This is a genomic window from Streptomyces sp. NPDC060064, from assembly GCF_042736455.1.
In the GTDB taxonomy this organism is placed as follows: Bacteria; Actinomycetota; Actinomycetes; order Streptomycetales; family Streptomycetaceae; genus Streptomyces.
Map to the genome: position 1 here is coordinate 293,988 of NZ_JBHWWF010000005.1, position 14,012 is coordinate 307,999.

Annotated in this window: 17 protein-coding genes and 2 pseudogenes; 10 read left to right on the forward strand and 9 right to left on the reverse strand. The window is 67.0% G+C overall.

Features of this window, described 5'->3' with window-relative positions:
* Window positions 1-76: 76 nt before the first annotated feature.
* Window positions 77-1,042, forward strand: a complete 966-nt coding sequence (locus tag ACFWDI_RS09455; RefSeq protein WP_385302411.1) for an SDR family NAD(P)-dependent oxidoreductase — start codon at window positions 77-79, stop codon at window positions 1,040-1,042.
* Between the two features lie 155 nt (window positions 1,043-1,197).
* Window positions 1,198-1,335: pseudogene (locus tag ACFWDI_RS09460) on the forward strand (VOC family protein); the annotation flags it as partial.
* Between the two features lie 40 nt (window positions 1,336-1,375).
* Here ACFWDI_RS09460 and ACFWDI_RS09465 read toward each other — a convergent pair.
* On the reverse strand, window positions 1,376-1,588 hold the full coding sequence (locus ACFWDI_RS09465; RefSeq protein WP_385302477.1) for a hypothetical protein: 213 nt from the start codon (window positions 1,586-1,588) through the stop codon (window positions 1,376-1,378).
* Window positions 1,563-1,769 (reverse strand): helix-turn-helix domain-containing protein, encoded by a 207-nt coding sequence (locus ACFWDI_RS09470; RefSeq protein WP_385302467.1) that lies wholly within the window; start codon window positions 1,767-1,769, stop codon window positions 1,563-1,565. The genes ACFWDI_RS09465 and ACFWDI_RS09470 overlap by 26 nt, the downstream gene beginning before the upstream one ends.
* 217 nt (window positions 1,770-1,986) lie before the next feature.
* Here ACFWDI_RS09470 and ACFWDI_RS09475 point away from each other — a divergent pair, with 217 nt between their 5' ends.
* Window positions 1,987-2,673 (forward strand): HAD family hydrolase, encoded by a 687-nt coding sequence (locus ACFWDI_RS09475; protein ID WP_385302413.1) that lies wholly within the window; start codon window positions 1,987-1,989, stop codon window positions 2,671-2,673.
* A 7-nt stretch (window positions 2,674-2,680) separates the two neighbouring features.
* Window positions 2,681-3,289: pseudogene (locus ACFWDI_RS09480) on the forward strand (transposase family protein); the annotation flags it as partial.
* Window positions 3,290-3,306: 17 nt separating this feature from the next.
* Here ACFWDI_RS09480 and ACFWDI_RS09485 read toward each other — a convergent pair.
* From ACFWDI_RS09485 to ACFWDI_RS09505, 5 genes are all read right to left on the reverse strand, one after another.
* Window positions 3,307-3,708: an ester cyclase gene (locus tag ACFWDI_RS09485; RefSeq protein ID WP_385302415.1), complete on the reverse strand. Its 402-nt coding sequence runs from the start codon at window positions 3,706-3,708 to the stop codon at window positions 3,307-3,309.
* A 110-nt stretch (window positions 3,709-3,818) separates the two neighbouring features.
* A complete protein-coding gene (locus ACFWDI_RS09490) occupies window positions 3,819-4,667 on the reverse strand; it encodes an alpha/beta fold hydrolase (RefSeq protein ID WP_385302417.1) in 849 nt (282 codons plus the stop codon).
* 267 nt (window positions 4,668-4,934) lie between these two features.
* The gene (locus ACFWDI_RS09495; RefSeq protein WP_385302418.1) at window positions 4,935-5,681 is read right to left on the reverse strand and encodes an SDR family NAD(P)-dependent oxidoreductase; all 747 of its coding nucleotides are present in this window, start codon (window positions 5,679-5,681) and stop codon (window positions 4,935-4,937) included.
* 87 nt (window positions 5,682-5,768) lie between these two features.
* Window positions 5,769-6,116 (reverse strand): VOC family protein, encoded by a 348-nt coding sequence (locus ACFWDI_RS09500; RefSeq protein WP_385302420.1) that lies wholly within the window; start codon window positions 6,114-6,116, stop codon window positions 5,769-5,771.
* A gap of 28 nt (window positions 6,117-6,144) precedes the next feature.
* Window positions 6,145-6,891 (reverse strand): SDR family NAD(P)-dependent oxidoreductase, encoded by a 747-nt coding sequence (locus ACFWDI_RS09505; protein ID WP_385302422.1) that lies wholly within the window; start codon window positions 6,889-6,891, stop codon window positions 6,145-6,147.
* Window positions 6,892-7,025: 134 nt separating this feature from the next.
* Between ACFWDI_RS09505 and ACFWDI_RS09510 the strand changes: the two genes are divergently transcribed.
* Window positions 7,026-7,619, forward strand: coding sequence for a TetR/AcrR family transcriptional regulator (locus ACFWDI_RS09510; protein ID WP_385302425.1), 594 nt, complete (start codon window positions 7,026-7,028; stop codon window positions 7,617-7,619).
* 641 nt (window positions 7,620-8,260) lie between these two features.
* On the opposite strand, the gene ACFWDI_RS09515 is transcribed toward ACFWDI_RS09510, so the two are convergent.
* The gene (locus tag ACFWDI_RS09515) at window positions 8,261-8,533 is read right to left on the reverse strand and encodes a hypothetical protein (RefSeq protein ID WP_385302427.1); all 273 of its coding nucleotides are present in this window, start codon (window positions 8,531-8,533) and stop codon (window positions 8,261-8,263) included.
* Window positions 8,534-8,803: 270 nt separating this feature from the next.
* Between ACFWDI_RS09515 and ACFWDI_RS09520 the strand changes: the two genes are divergently transcribed.
* The 4 genes from ACFWDI_RS09520 (at window position 8,804) to ACFWDI_RS09535 (ending at window position 13,131) form a co-directional block, all read left to right on the forward strand.
* Window positions 8,804-10,681, forward strand: a complete 1,878-nt coding sequence (locus tag ACFWDI_RS09520; RefSeq protein ID WP_385302429.1) for a polymorphic toxin-type HINT domain-containing protein — start codon at window positions 8,804-8,806, stop codon at window positions 10,679-10,681.
* The gene (locus tag ACFWDI_RS09525) at window positions 10,671-11,003 is read left to right on the forward strand and encodes a hypothetical protein (protein WP_385302430.1); all 333 of its coding nucleotides are present in this window, start codon (window positions 10,671-10,673) and stop codon (window positions 11,001-11,003) included. The genes ACFWDI_RS09520 and ACFWDI_RS09525 overlap by 11 nt, the downstream gene beginning before the upstream one ends.
* A gap of 306 nt (window positions 11,004-11,309) precedes the next feature.
* Window positions 11,310-11,939 carry an SGNH hydrolase domain-containing protein gene (locus tag ACFWDI_RS09530; RefSeq protein ID WP_385302432.1) on the forward strand — a complete coding sequence of 210 codons (630 nt, stop codon included), beginning with the start codon at window positions 11,310-11,312 and terminating at the stop codon, window positions 11,937-11,939.
* A 1-nt stretch (window position 11,940) separates the two neighbouring features.
* Window positions 11,941-13,131 carry an acyltransferase family protein gene (locus ACFWDI_RS09535; RefSeq protein WP_385302434.1) on the forward strand — a complete coding sequence of 397 codons (1,191 nt, stop codon included), beginning with the start codon at window positions 11,941-11,943 and terminating at the stop codon, window positions 13,129-13,131.
* Between the two features lie 202 nt (window positions 13,132-13,333).
* Here ACFWDI_RS09535 and ACFWDI_RS09540 read toward each other — a convergent pair whose 3' ends face one another.
* Window positions 13,334-13,738 carry a hypothetical protein gene (locus tag ACFWDI_RS09540; protein WP_385302436.1) on the reverse strand — a complete coding sequence of 135 codons (405 nt, stop codon included), beginning with the start codon at window positions 13,736-13,738 and terminating at the stop codon, window positions 13,334-13,336.
* A 110-nt stretch (window positions 13,739-13,848) separates the two neighbouring features.
* On the opposite strand from ACFWDI_RS09540, the gene ACFWDI_RS09545 reads away from it, so the two are divergent.
* Window positions 13,849-13,935, forward strand: a complete 87-nt coding sequence (locus ACFWDI_RS09545; protein WP_385302468.1) for a hypothetical protein — start codon at window positions 13,849-13,851, stop codon at window positions 13,933-13,935.
* Window positions 13,936-14,012 lie beyond the last annotated feature (77 nt).

Sequence of the window (14,012 nt, forward strand, 5' to 3'; positions counted from 1 at the left end):
CCTCGCCGGAGTGAACCCGGCGAGAGCTCGGCCATGCGTTTGACTTCGAGCGCGTTCCGGATCGTAGCTTGGAAGCATGGCAACTCCTCAGCACAGGATCGGGTCAGGCTTCGGAGCCAAGAGCACCACGGAGGAGGTCCTGCGCGGGATCGACCTGACCGGAAAGCTCGCGATCGTCACCGGCGGCTACTCGGGCCTTGGGCTGGAGACGGCGCGGGCGCTCGCCGGCGCCGGCGCCCATGTCGTGGTGCCCGCCCGGCGCCGCGCGGCCGCTCAGGAGGCGGTCGCCGCCATCGACAGCGTGGAGGTCGACGAACTGGATCTCTCCGACCTCGCAAGTGTCCGCGGTTTCGCCGAACGCTTCATCGCCTCCGGCCGCGGCGTCGACTTGTTGATCAACAACGCCGGAATCATGGCCTGCCCGGAGACACGAGTCGGACCCGGCTGGGAAGCGCAGTTCGCGACCAACCACCTCGGCCACTACGCGCTCGTCAACCGGCTCTGGCCGGCGATCGCGCGGGGCGGGGCGCGAGTCGTCACGGTGTCCTCCAACGGCCACCAGCTCTCGGGCATCCACTGGGACGACGTGCAGTTCGAGCACGGCTACGACAAGTGGCAGGCATACGGGCAGGCGAAGACTGCCAACGCACTGTTCTCCGTACAGCTCGATGCGCTCGGCCGGGACGCCGGTGTACGAGCGTTTTCGGTGCACCCCGGCGCCATTGCCACCCAGCTGGCGCGCCACGTGCCCAGGGAGGAGATGCTCGCTGCCGGCTGGATCGACGAGGACGGCAACCCGGCGAACGCCGCGTTCAAGACCCCGGATCAGGGTGCGGCGACGCAAGTGTGGGCGGCGACCTCCCCGCAGCTGGCGGGCATGGGCGGCGTCTACTGCGAGGACTGCGACATCGCCGAGCCCGCGGGCGAGGGTGAGCTCACCGGGGGCGTACGCGCCTACGCGACGGACCTCGGGCAGGCGGCGCGGCTGTGGAAGTTCTCGGCCGAGCTCACAGGTGTCGACGCGTTCGCGGCAACCGTCTGAGCGGCTCCCTCCGCATCCACCACTTGAGCCGCTGGTCGGCCGGTCCGAGAGGACAGTCGATCAACACGACCGCTGAAGGTTCCGACGCCACATAACCCAGGTCAAAGCCCCCGGAGCTCCGGCAGGACTTAGCGCCGGTTTTTCGAGGCTGCTATATGCTGAGCCTGGATGCCTCCCTGGTCGCCGATCGCCGCGAGCCCGACGGTTGGGGCTGGGTCGTTCTCGCCGACCCGGAGGGCAACGAGTTCTGCATATTGCTGGCCGACTCCGAGCGGGCCGCATTGTCCTCGTGACCCTCTCCCTTGCTCGAGCCCAGCGTCAGGCAGCCGTCGATCAGGTGGGACGGTACTGGATCATCTTGAGCTTTCGCTTCACTGCTCGGGTGATCCGGCTGAGGTCGACGGCGACGAGGTTGCCGATGTAGGTGGGCAGCTGGAAGACGGTGAGCCAGTCGGCGTTCGCGGCGATGAACTCGCGCAGCGGCTTGGTCAGGTGCATGCGGACGTTGTCCCAGACCAGTTCATGCGCGAGCGGAGCACGCGCCAACTCTCTCCAGCCTGGCGATCTGCCCTTCGGAGAGCATGGGACGTCCGGGCGACCCCTTCGAGACGACGCCGGCGGCACCGCCCTCGCGCCGTTGTCGACGCCACCGCTCCACCGACCGCTCTGACACCCGCAGCGCAGCAGCGACGGCGTTGTTTGTCTCGCCGGCCTCGATGCGGGCCACGGCATCCAGGCGGACCCGCTCCTTCGCAGCCCTCTCCGCGTCGGTCAAGCCGCCGCCCTGCGCATGCCTCGCCCAGCCAGATCTACAGCCCCACTGCCCGCCGCTCAGCCGAACGCCCCGACATCACCCAATCAAGTTCAGTAGCGCGTGGTCTTCAGCTTGCCTAAGGACTGTCCCGCAAACTGCTTGCTCGGGGGCCTGATGGCATGATCAAGGGGTGATCGGTGAACCTGCTCAGCCCGGAGCCAAGAAGTATGTCCTGTTTGATGTCGATGGCACGTTGATTGATGCCGTGGACAACCAGCGCCGGGTTTGGCGAGTGTGGGCCGAGCGATACGGGCTGGATCCCGATGAGGTCTACCAAGTGGCGCTGCGGACGAGGCCGATGGAGACCTTCGCGCATGTCGTTCCGAACCGTGACCCGCGGGAGTGCCTCGCCGCGCTGCATGACCTGGAGGACGAGGACGTGCGGTCCGGCGTGTATTCGGCGTTCGACGGTGCGTCTGAGCTGCTGGACGCTCTGCCCCCGGGGGCGTGGGCGCTGGTGACGTCGAATTACGAGCACCGGGTGCGCGGACGCTTTGCCCGGACAGGCTTGTCGGTCCCGGACGTCATCGTGGATGCTGCCTCCGTCGAGGAAGGCAAGCCCTCACCTGTCCCTTATCTGTTGGCTGCCAAGCGGCTCGGTGCCGAGCCGGAGGACTGTCTGGTTATCGAGGATGCCCCCTCCGGGGTGCAGTCCGGGCTGCGTGCCGGCATGACGGTGTGGGGGGTCAACGCTCCTGTGGCGGTGGATGGCGTACATCGTCACTTCGGGAGCCTGGGTGAAGCGGTCTGCCACATTCTCGCCTTTGCGTCCGGCACCCACCCTCACCAGCCGAAGGGATCAGCGGCAGTGGAATGATCTTGCTGTGGCTGGTGTGATCACGGCGTCGGAGCTGTCTTGGATAGCCCGTTCACCGGGCTGAGCCCGCGCCAGTTCGCAACGCTGGTGACGGTGCTGCGTCGCGCGGGTGTCGATGCCATCCATCGGGGCCGGCCGTGGAGCCTGCCGCTGGACGACCCGACACTGCTGGTCACGGCCTACTGGCGCACGAACTTGACGATGCGCCAGCTCGCCTCGCTGTTCGGCATCTCGAAGTCCACGGTCGACCGCATCATCGATCACCTTGGCCCGCTGCTGGCACTGCAGCCCCGGCGACGCTTCGCGAAGGACACCGTGCTCATCGTCGACGGCAGCCTGGTCCGACCCGCGACCACACAATCGCCGAACAGTCCAAGAGCTACCGCTACTCCACCAACCACCAGGTCATCATCGACGCCGACACCCGTCTGGTCGTCGTGGTCGGACAGTCACTGCCGGGCAACCGCAACGACTGCACGGCATGGGGCGGTCCGGCGCCAAGGCCGCCGTTCGCCGTCGGCCACACCACGACGATCGCCGACGGCGGCTACCCCGGGACCGGACTCGTGATGTCGCACCGTCGCCGGCCGGCGAGGAACTGCCCGAGTGGAAACAGGCATGCGGCGGAGCCGGTCAGCGGTCGGGCGGGAACTGGTCACCGAACATTGGCAGGCCGCTGACGGACTCAGCGTGGGTCGCCTCATCCTGTAGGACGTCCCAGTGTTCGGCGAGCTTGCCGTTTTCGATGCGCACCACGTCGGCCGCCACCGAGGCGGCGTCGCTGCCATTGCCGCTGAAGCGGCCGTAGAGCATGACGTGATCGCCTTCGGCGAGGACGAGCTGGTGCTCGTAGCGCAGGGTGTCCGGCAGCGAGCGGATCAGGTCGAACAAACCCGCGCGTCCTGGTGCGATGTGCGCGCTGTGCTGGATGTAGCGCTCGGACCAGAAATCTTCGGCGGCGACGTAGTCACGCTGGTTGAACAGCGTGTCGAACGCTTCCAGCACCAGTGCCTTGTTCTGTTCCGGAGTAGTCATGTAGTCCTCCACGAGGTAGCCGCTGCATCACCTCGCCCATCATCATGTCGATTGACATGGTTTCTACGCCCACCGCGCCGCAAAGCGCACGCGGCTGATCTCGCCGACTCCTACTCGGAGTCGAGGAAGAGTTTGGCGTGCTTGACGAACAGCTCGGGGTACTGGTGATGCGCGCCATGGTTGGCGTCGGGGTAGAGGATGAGCTGGGCGTTCGGGGCGTGCTGCTGCAGCAGATAGGAGTTGACGGTGGGGATGATGATGTCGTTATTGCCGTTGACGACAAGGGCGGGCTGCTTGAGGTCGGCCAGGTAACCATAGGTGCCGTCCTTGCGCGCGCCCCAGGTGCCGATCGCTGCCGCCTGGGCCTGGACGGCCTGTGGGGCGACGGGCGCGTCGCGGTCGGAACGGGCCGTGATCCGTTCGACATAGGCGCGGCCTGCCGCCTGGCTTTCCTTGGAGGGAGAGAAGAGGATCGGCAGCCACATGTCCTCCTGCCGGTCGTACGTCTTGAAGAAGAGCGCCTCGGTCTTGGGGGGCATGGCTCCCAGGCCCTGGCCGCCACGGGGCGCGGTTCCGACCAGGACCAGCTTGCGCACCAGTTCGGGGCGGTCGAGGGCGACCTGCTGCCCCACCAGACCACCCATGGAATGGGCGAGGACGTCGATGACGGTCAGGCCGAGGGCATCGATGAACGCCTCGGCGTCCCGCGCCATCCGCTCGATGGTGTCGGGAGTCCGGCCACCGCTGGTGGCGACGCCGGCGTTGTTGAAGAGGATGACTTCCCGCTCCTGGGCGAAGGCATCAGTCAGAGCTGAGTCGTGGTCGTCGAGATTCCCCATGAAGTGCTGGAAGAACACCAGCGGGGTGCCGTTCGGCTCACCGAAGCGCCGGTAGGCGTACCGGACCCCGCCTGCTTCTACGAATTGGGACGGAACCGTGTCGTGTGTGTACTGCTGCATCGCCGTACGCCTCCTGGGCGCGAAGTAATGGGTAGGCCGAACGTTCTATTCGGATATGGAAAGACATGCCTGTCTGTTAAGAGGGCGGCGGGTCTGCCCGCGAGGCCCGTCAGCTCTCTTGGATGTCGCGCTCTCCGCCGCTAGCGCCACCGTCGCCGGCGGCCCTGCGAGACCGGCATTGCCGACCGGCATGGATGAGCGGTTCCACTCACGACCGGGCCAACCGGGCCAACCGGGGCGCGGAGCGAACCTCCGCGCCTGGACACCTCAGTTGGCGGTGTGACCGCCATCGACGTTGAGGACATGGCCGGTGATGTATGAAGCTTCGTCCGATGACATGAAGACGACTGCATCGGCGAGCTCCTCCGGGAGGCCAAGGCGACCCAGCGGAACTCCCGACATCAGAGCCGCCTTGTTCTCCGGCGAGCCGGTAAAACGGGTCAGCATGCCAGTATCTGTGGGGCCGGGCGCCACGCCGTTAACGCGGATTCCCGACTCGGCGACCTCCAGAGCCACCGACTTGGTGATGCCTTCGACGGCATGTTTGCTCCCGACATAGACGGAGGCCCCGGCCGCACCCTCGTGCCCATAGGTCGAGGAGATGTTGATGATGCTGCCGCTGCCCTGTCCCTGCATGACGCGCACCTGGTGCTTCATGCTCAGGATGACGCCGAGGACGTTCGTGTCGAACGTTGCGGCGTAGGTTTCCGCGGTCTGGTCGGTGATCGGGCTGGGCCGGCCTTCGGTGCCGGCATTGTTCACAGCGACATCGAGGCGGCCAAACTGTGCGACGGTCTCGTCGACCAGGGCGCGGACGTCATCCTCCTTGCGGACGTCGGCGTTGATGAACTCGGCCTCGGAACCGAAAGAGCGCAGCTCCTCGGCCAGTGCTTTGCCGGCCTCATCGCGCCGACCGGAAACGACCACCTTCGCGCCCTTCTTGGCGAAGGCGACGGCGGTTGCGCGGCCGATGCCGCTGAGCGCTCCGGTGATCAGAACAACGGGCTGGTTCATTGCAACTCCTGTGCGTGTGTGCCGGCGACCCGGTCGTGGACGCGTTCGCTCGGACTTGGGTGCGTATTCCTCGGTCGTATTGCTGACTCAGCCCGCGATGAGGTCGAACTCGTTGCCTTCGGGGTCGGCGAACGTCGTCCAGCGGGCAGAGCCCTGGGCGATGTCTCGGATCCGGGAGGCGCCGAGCGCGATCAGCCGCTGGGACTCGGTCTCGAAGGTGGGGCTGATGAGGTCGAGGTGCAGGCGGTTTTTCACCGACTTCGACTCGGGGACCTGGTGGAAGCTCAGCCGCGGGGTGGCCCCGTCCGGGTTGAGCGTGGCGAATTCGGGGCTCGCGCCTGAGGCGATGTCCCGCCCGAGTACCTCGGCCCAGAAGTGGGCGAGTTTCTCGGCGTCGGCGGCGTCGACGCTCAGGCCGTAAACGGTGTTGCTCATGTGTGATTTCCTCTCAGAGCAGGCAGGGTCAGATGGCGGTGCGGCCGCCGTCGACGGCGACGGTCGCGCCGGTGACGTAGCCGGCCTTCGGCGAGACGAGGAATGCGACGACTTCTGCGATCTCAGCGGGCTCGGCCGCGCGCTTCATCGCGGTGGTCTCGGCGAGTGCGTCGAACAGGTCGCGGGCCTCGGGGCGGGTGTAGACCGGGCCGGGCGCAACAGTGTTGAAGCGGACGCCACGGCCGCTGTACTCGGCCGTCCAGCCTCGCGTCAGGGACGCCAGCGCGGCCTTGGTCGCGCCGTACGCGGCACCGGTGGCCAGGCCGAGGCTGCCGGCCATACTGCCGATGTTGATCACGCTGCCCGATCCCTTTGCCGCCATCGCCGGTGCGAACGCGGCCACGAGGAAGAACGGTGCGCGGACGTTACTGGCGAACATTGCGTCGTACTCGGAGACCTTCATGTCCTCCGTCGGTGCCCAGACGGACTGCCCGGCGTTGTTGACCAGGACGTCGATCTCGCCGACCTCCGCGGCGAGCCGGTCGATGCCGGCCGGGTCCTCAAGGTCCGCCTCGACGAACCGGGCGTGGCCGCCGGCCGCGGTGATCTCGTTGACGGTCTCGGCACCGCGCTGGGCATTGCGGCCGACCACGACGACGGACATTCCGTCGGCGGCGAGCCGCTTGGCGACCGCCCGGCCGATGCCGGACGTTGCCCCGGTGACCAGGGCAGCAATGGGATGCAGATCGAGGTTGTCCTCGCGCTCCACAGACATGGGATGCGCCTTTCAGGATCGTTATCCAGACCGGTCTGTCTGGCAATCTCGAACTTAGACAGACCTGTCTGGCTATGTCAAGGGTGATGGGCAACCAATTGAAGACAGACAGACCTGTCTGCTAATGTTTGCGTATGTCTGAGAAGGTGCTTTCACCCCGGGAACGCAGCGCGGCAGCGCGGGCGCGGCTGCTGGCTGCCGCCGACGAGCTGTTCTACGCCGAGGGCGTGCAATCGGTCGGGATCGACCGCGTCATCGAGCGCGCCGGAGTCGCCAAGGCAACGCTCTACAGTGCCTTCGGCAGCAAGGACGGCCTGGTCCGGGCCTACCTCCAGGCGCGACACGCAGCGACCGTCGAGCGCATGACGCGCGAGCTCGAAGCGCGTTACGACACCCCGAAAGAGCGACTGGTCGGCGCCTTCGAGGTGCAGGGCCTGTCGTTCACCGAGCCGGGGTTCCGTGGCTGTGCGTTCATCAGCGCGAGCGCCGACGCGCCACCCGGCAGTGTCGTCGAACAGGCCGCGCAGGACTACCGCACCTGGCTGCACGAGCTGTTCTTCGACCTCGCGCAGCAGGCAGGCGCCAAGGACGCAAAGTCACTCGCCCACCAACTGGTCATCCTCTACGACGGCGCAGGCATCAGCGCCTGGCTGGACCGCGACCCCAGCGCCGAAACAGCGGCCCGCACCGTAGCCGCCGCCGTAGTCGACGCTGCCATCCCAGACTGAACCGGCTCACGTCGACCGCGATCGCCATCTCCCGATCCAGGTGACGGGCGTCGGAAGTGAGCTTGAGGGGCTTGTGCTGCGGGTTGGTGCACTGTCGGTCGTTGCGGGCAGGGGGTGATCGCCTGATCGGTCAGTTGCGGCAGCCGCGCACGCTCCGCCAGGCGCAGCACCGGCGCCCCGCATCCGCCACCAGGTTCGGCTCGTCGAACACGACGGAGACCGCCGCAGCGGTATGGGCCCGGTCGTCCGAGACGCGAGTCCTGACCGCCCGCCCTCGCTCACGACATCCCGGCGCGGAGCCCTCTCTGCTTTTCACGTGTGGGGTGGGGCCACGGGCCGGGTTCTGGGTGCGGTCGCGTGGCCTCGCTGCTGGATGGCTGAAGGGATGACACGTCGCCAGGGGCATCTGCACCGTTGGCGCTTACGCAGGATGCTCACCGGCGATGCGCGGCTGGGTGGTTGCTGATACTGCCTGTTCTGCGTCGTCGGGACGCGGAGAGTAGCCTGCCATCACGGACGTTGGCGGCCGCTGCGGCCAGGCCCTCTTCGAAGCCGGCGTCGAGGTGCGACCGGACCATGCCGAGGTCCTGGAGCTGGGCGGCGCGGTCGGCGTCCAGGCGGCCGGCGTTGTAGTGCCGGCGTCAGTCGGTGACCCACACACCCAGCGGGATGTCGGCGGGGGGCCAGTCGGCCGGGGTGCGGTAGCCGTACGGCACGCGCAGGTCCTGGTGCTCCTTGGCGTAGCACTGGGCGGCCTGGATGCCGCGCCGCCGGTGCACCCGCTCAGGGTTGAGGACCCGCAGCTCGATGAACGCTGCCGACTGGCGCGCCTCGCGAGGAGCGGAGAACCGCGGCAGGTCCTTCGCGGGCCGGCTGACCGTCGCCGCTTCCTCGCCGTCGACGTCCTCGCCCAAGTCCTCGTCCTAGTCGCGGGTTTCGTCGCGGGGCTCGGGAACACGGGTGCGAGAGGTGCCGGCCAGGAGCCGGCACGTGTCTCTGCGGACGATCTCCCGGCGGATTCTGGTCCTCCGTCACAGCAGGGGGCCGCCGACCCGGTGACATGTCGTGAGATATGGTCCGCATGACCAATTGGCTACGCGCCAGTAACAAGACAGTCGGACTGTCACGGGGAACGAGAACCCGCGCTCGTCGGAGGATATCGACGAGCGCCGGTCGAGGAATGCATGCACCGCAATCTCAGATCAAGAATCGCGACGTACGTCGTCGCACTGGCCATGTTGTTCATCGGCGGTATGGCGTCCACCGCCCCGGCCGCGGCCGCGGAGAAGAGCCGCGTGGAGCGCTTGGCGGCCATCGCGCTAAAGGTGGCGCAGTATGCGAACTGCGACCGTCTGCCGCTGCTCGAACGGCCACGATGCCTGAAGGAGTTCGCCGGAAAGGCAGTCAAACTCGGCGCCGGCGTCGGCCTGTTCCTGTTCGTCACACAGGACGCCATGAAGGATCACGGAGCGAGCTTCAAGGAGTTCGACAAGAACCTCAAGGCGCTGGAGGCCCTCAAGCCGCTGGACCTGGTGGACCCCACCAGCGTCCCTGACCCTGCGCAGCAGCTGAAGCTCCTGGAACAGGCTGTCAAGACCTTCAAGAGCGCCAAACCCCACCTCGACAAGCTGGGTACCAACCTGGCCAAGGCGGATGATCTGCTGGGCGACCAGAGCGGCTCGCTGCTGACGCTCACCCTCTTGACCGTCGCGCTGGGGGACTACTTCCCGGACTACACACCCCCGAAGTACCCGGACGCGAAGCCGATCTTCGACTTCGAGAAGGACCTCGCTGAACTCAACGCTGCCTTCGACCAGATGAACGAAGGCTTCGCGAAGATGGACCGCGGCCTGAGGGAGATGAACGCGGGCGTCGCCGAGGTCAACAGTGGCCTGTCCCAGGCCAACAAGGGCATCTCCAAGGCCAACAAGGGCATGAAGGAGATGAACGAGGGCATCGCCCAGGCCAACAAGGGTGTCAAGGAGGCCAACAAGCACGTACCCGGCATCAAGAAGGGTGCCGAGAAGCTCCGCGACATGCCGGGGATCGACTTCGACTTCTCCCATATCGGGGACACCTGGGGGGCCGGCTCCTCAGGTCTGGACGAGGCCGAACAGCAGCGCAGAATGTCATTGCTGCTGGACCTGCTGCCGGGTGTCGGCGACGGCAAGGGTGTCGTCGAGGCCATCGTCGGCAAGGACGTGGTAACCGGTCAGAAGCTCGGCACCAAGGAACGGGTACTCGGAGGGCTGTCCGTCCTGCACTGGCTGCGGGCCGGCGACCGTCTCCTGACCGCCGAGGACGTCAAGAAGGCCCGAAAGGGCGAGGAAGCCGTCACCTGCAACAGCTTTCCCGGCGGAACCGCGGTGGTGATGGCAGACGGCTCACGCCTGCCCATCGACCAGGTACAGGTGGGCGACCGAGTGCTCGCCGGTGACCCGGAGAGCGGCCTTACGCAGGCCGAGCCTGTCACTGCCCACATCACCGGCCAGGGCCAGAAGAACCTGGTCGACGTCACGATACGTACCGACGACGGCACTACCACGGTCACCGCGACCGAAGGACACCCATTCTGGGTCGACGACCTCGAGGCGTGGGCCACGGCGCAGCAGCTGGAGCCGGGCGGGTGGCTACGCACCAGCGCGGGCACGCGCGTCCAGATCAGCGCGGTCAGGTTGTGGACCGACCAGGACCGGACGGTCCACAACCTCACCGTTGCCAACCTGCACACCTTCTATGTACTGGCCGGCGACACGCCCCTTCTGGTGCACAACGCGAACGGCTGCGGTGTATGGAAGTCCGGCTTCGACGCCCTTCCGAAGGGGAAGCAGCCACACGTCAAGGAGATGTCGAGCGTCGCGGAGATGCGCGGGGCGTTCGATCAGTGGACCGCCGGTGCGCAGCGGCTGCCGGCCCGAGGGCCGAAGATCCCGGACGTCTACAAGCTTGCGGACGGAACGGTCATCCAGTGGCGTACTGCGTCCCGGTCCGGCGGAGAGACGATTGACATCTTCCCGGTCACCGGCAAAGGAATGAAGGTGCATCTACCCGATGGACAATGAGGTCATCGTCCGTGAGCTTCTCGTCGAGGGTCTGGACGACTGGGTACCGGTGGACCGGCTGATCGGGCTCGCACGTGAGGCGGCCGAGCCGTCGAGCGGCGACTTCCGAGCCCTGGCCGGCGAGGTGCTCGCTGACGTGGTGAGGGGTGGCCTGATGGCTATTGGAGAAATCGGCGACACCGGGTTCGAACCCTGGGCCGGTGGCGACGACGCCGTCCTCCATCGGGTCGTCGCAGCACTTGACCGGGTCGCCTGGATCCCAGCGGGCGGCGTCTGCTGGCTCTCGAACACCCCCGAGGGGGACCGGCTGGCGTCCGGGTGACACCCGGCGCCCGCCCGTCCTGACCGCGCGCGCCGACCGGCGACGCGGCCCCGTGAGAACGATGGAGCATGCGGGTCTCAACGCGAAAAGGGGTGCGCCCGGCCGGGCGCACCCCTTCGTCAAGTGCCTGGGAGCTCTTGGTCCTGGGCGCGTGCGGACACGGCAAGGTTGTGCCGGCCGCCGCACCACGACCGGTGGCCCCGAGCCCGTCTCCTGCCCGCGGCCTGTCAGCCCATCGACCAGCCCGTTGCGAGACCTGCTGAGTCGGTCCTCGGCTGCTCAAATCCCAGTTCTCTCTCCTCCGAGGTGACCGGGAAGACCGTCCTGGTGGTGGGGGACTCCTGGTCAGCCAGCATTGGTCAGGGCATGAGCGAGGTCGCTACCTCTCGCAACACCGTCGTGAACGCGGGACTCGGTGGCTGCGGAATCCTGCTTCCCGTGGGTAAGGAGAACCCGGAGGCATGCCGCGCATGGCCTACCCAGTGGCCCTCCTATCTGGCGAAGTACAAGCCCGATGCCACCCTGTTGACCGTCGGTTTTTGGGATGTCACCCCGCAGCGGCTGGCAGGCGAGGAGGAGACCCGTGATCTCACGTCCCCGAGCCACGAGACGACCTTCCGGGACCGGCTGAACCAGGCGATCTCCATTCTGACCAGCCGCGACACCCCGTTGTACCTGATGACGTCACAGCAGGTCGGCAACCCGAAGTACCGCTCTTCCGCTCTGGTGATGAACCGTGTCCTCCGGGAGGCTTCAGCAAAACACCCCGGTGTGAGACTGCTCGATCTGCGCGGTCAGTTGTGCAATGACGACGGATGTCCCGACGTTCTGGCGGGAACACAGGTCTACGACCCCACTGAGCACCCCACCAAACCCGCCCGCGCCCGGCTGGCCAACTGGGCACTGAACGCGATGTTCGCCAAGGACGGTGCTTGAGGTGTCGCTGGCCGTCGAACAGCGTCCGGCCACAGCTGCGAAAGAGACACCCCACCGGAGGATCGATTCGATCGACGGCCTGCGCGCCGTCGCCGTCGCAGCGGTCATGGCCTTCCACTACGGAACCGGACTGGGCGGCGGATTTCTCGGCGTCGACCTGTTCTTCGTCATCTCGGGGTTCGTCATCACCTGGCTGCTCCTGACGGAACGAGCCCGGACCCCACGCCCTTCACTGTGGAGCTTCTGGTTCCGGCGGGTGAAACGGCTCCTCCCCGCCGTCCTGCTGGTGGTCGGAGCCGTCCAGGCATGGATGCTCCTCCAGGACCCTCCGGGCCTGCGCCCCACCGTGAACGCCCAGACGATGGCAGCCCTCAGCTACACGTCCAACTGGTACGCGGTCCTCGGACACGTCGACTACTGGGACGTCGCCCAGGAGCAAGCCCCGCTGAACCACCTGTGGTCCCTGGCCGTCGAGGAGCAGTTCTATCTGGTCTGGCCGGTCCTGCTGATCGGGCTCACTTCCTGGGGCCGCTGCCGAATCCGCCACCCCCACCTCCTCCTCGCAGCCGCCGCGGTCTGCTACCTGCTGGCGCACCTCCTCTACCTCCCCGGCACTCCGGAACGGTCCTACCTGGGCACCGATACCCGCGCCGGGGCCCTGTTGCTGGGAGCCGTCATCGCGTTCCGCCCGGGCCTGTTCGCCCGTTTCTCCTGGCCGGCGGTGGCGGTCCTCGCCTGGCTGTGGTGCACCGCGGACATCGACTCGGCTGCCTTCTACACCTGGCAGCTCCCTGTGGCAGGCCTCGCCGCGGTCGCGCTGATCGATGCCGCCGCCCACCGGGACCGCTTCCGCAGGCCACTCTCGTCCCGCCCGCTCCTCTGGCTCGGGCACCGCAGCTACGGCCTCTACCTGTGGCACTGGCCCGTATGGATCTGCCTGTGCGTCAACCACCCGGAGTGGAGCCAGGTGACGAAGGTGTCCGTAGCCATCGGCGTGTCCCTCCTGCTCGCCGCGGCCGGCTACCGACTGATCGAGCTCCCCGTGCGAACCTCATCGTGGCGCCCCCGCGCGCTTCTTCCTGCTCTGGCAGTCTGCTGTGCCACGTTGGCCCTGGTCACCACGATCCCCGTGGCCGCCCCGGTGGACGCCCACGACAACGGCCCGATCGTCACAGGCCCGAACACACCCTGACGACGAGCCGGCATCCGGCCCCACTGTTCGCCTGCCGCGGGTCCCGCCCGCAGACCGAGGCGACCCTGGCCGCGCAGACGTTCCTCGCCCAGCTGAACAGTGTGCTGCCGACCGCGGGCCGCGACGATACCCTGCCGACCCTCACACCTCGCTGCCATTCTGATCTGGTCCCGCAGGTGACAGGACGCCGACGTGAGCCGGTCTACTCGAGGTCTGTGCTCGGTTGGCGACGCCAGTCCCATCCGGGATAACGGTCTACTAGTGTGAGGAACTCGCTCGCCTGCAGGATCTCGTAATGGTTGGTGTCGACAAGACCGTCGACACCAGGAAGGACGTCGCGGAGGAAGGCCCGAGCCGCATCCATGGACTGGCACGACACGTAGACCGCGTACGGTTCACCGACCCGAGTCGTCACCTGCTCGAGTTCTTCCGGCTCGTAGTCCGCCAGGATCCCGCCCGAGAGGTCGATGTAGTACGAGTACCCGTGCCGGTGCAGCCTTTCGTCACCCGTCACAGGATCCGGTACGAGCTCAAAGGCACGGATTCGCCGCTCAAGGGACGGGCGTCGCTCCGCGGGGACAAGGATGATCACAGACGGCCAGGACACGCGTATACCTCCCCAGCGACCGTAGCCGAGCAGTCCCCTTGGGTCGCCAGACTTTCCGTTCGGCTGGGCGGCTTCTCCAGCAAGGAGACAGGCTCTAGCTCGACCCGCGCATGATCCGGGACCTGGCAGCCCTTTCGTTCGTCGAGTCCAAGACCAACGTCGCCCTGCTCGGCCCGCGGGTTATCAACGGGGCCTGAGCCCCTCTCTTCTCTGTCTTCAACGAGCGTCACCGTGAGCGTTCTGCGTCGTTGATGCATTGCTATCAACGGGAGTT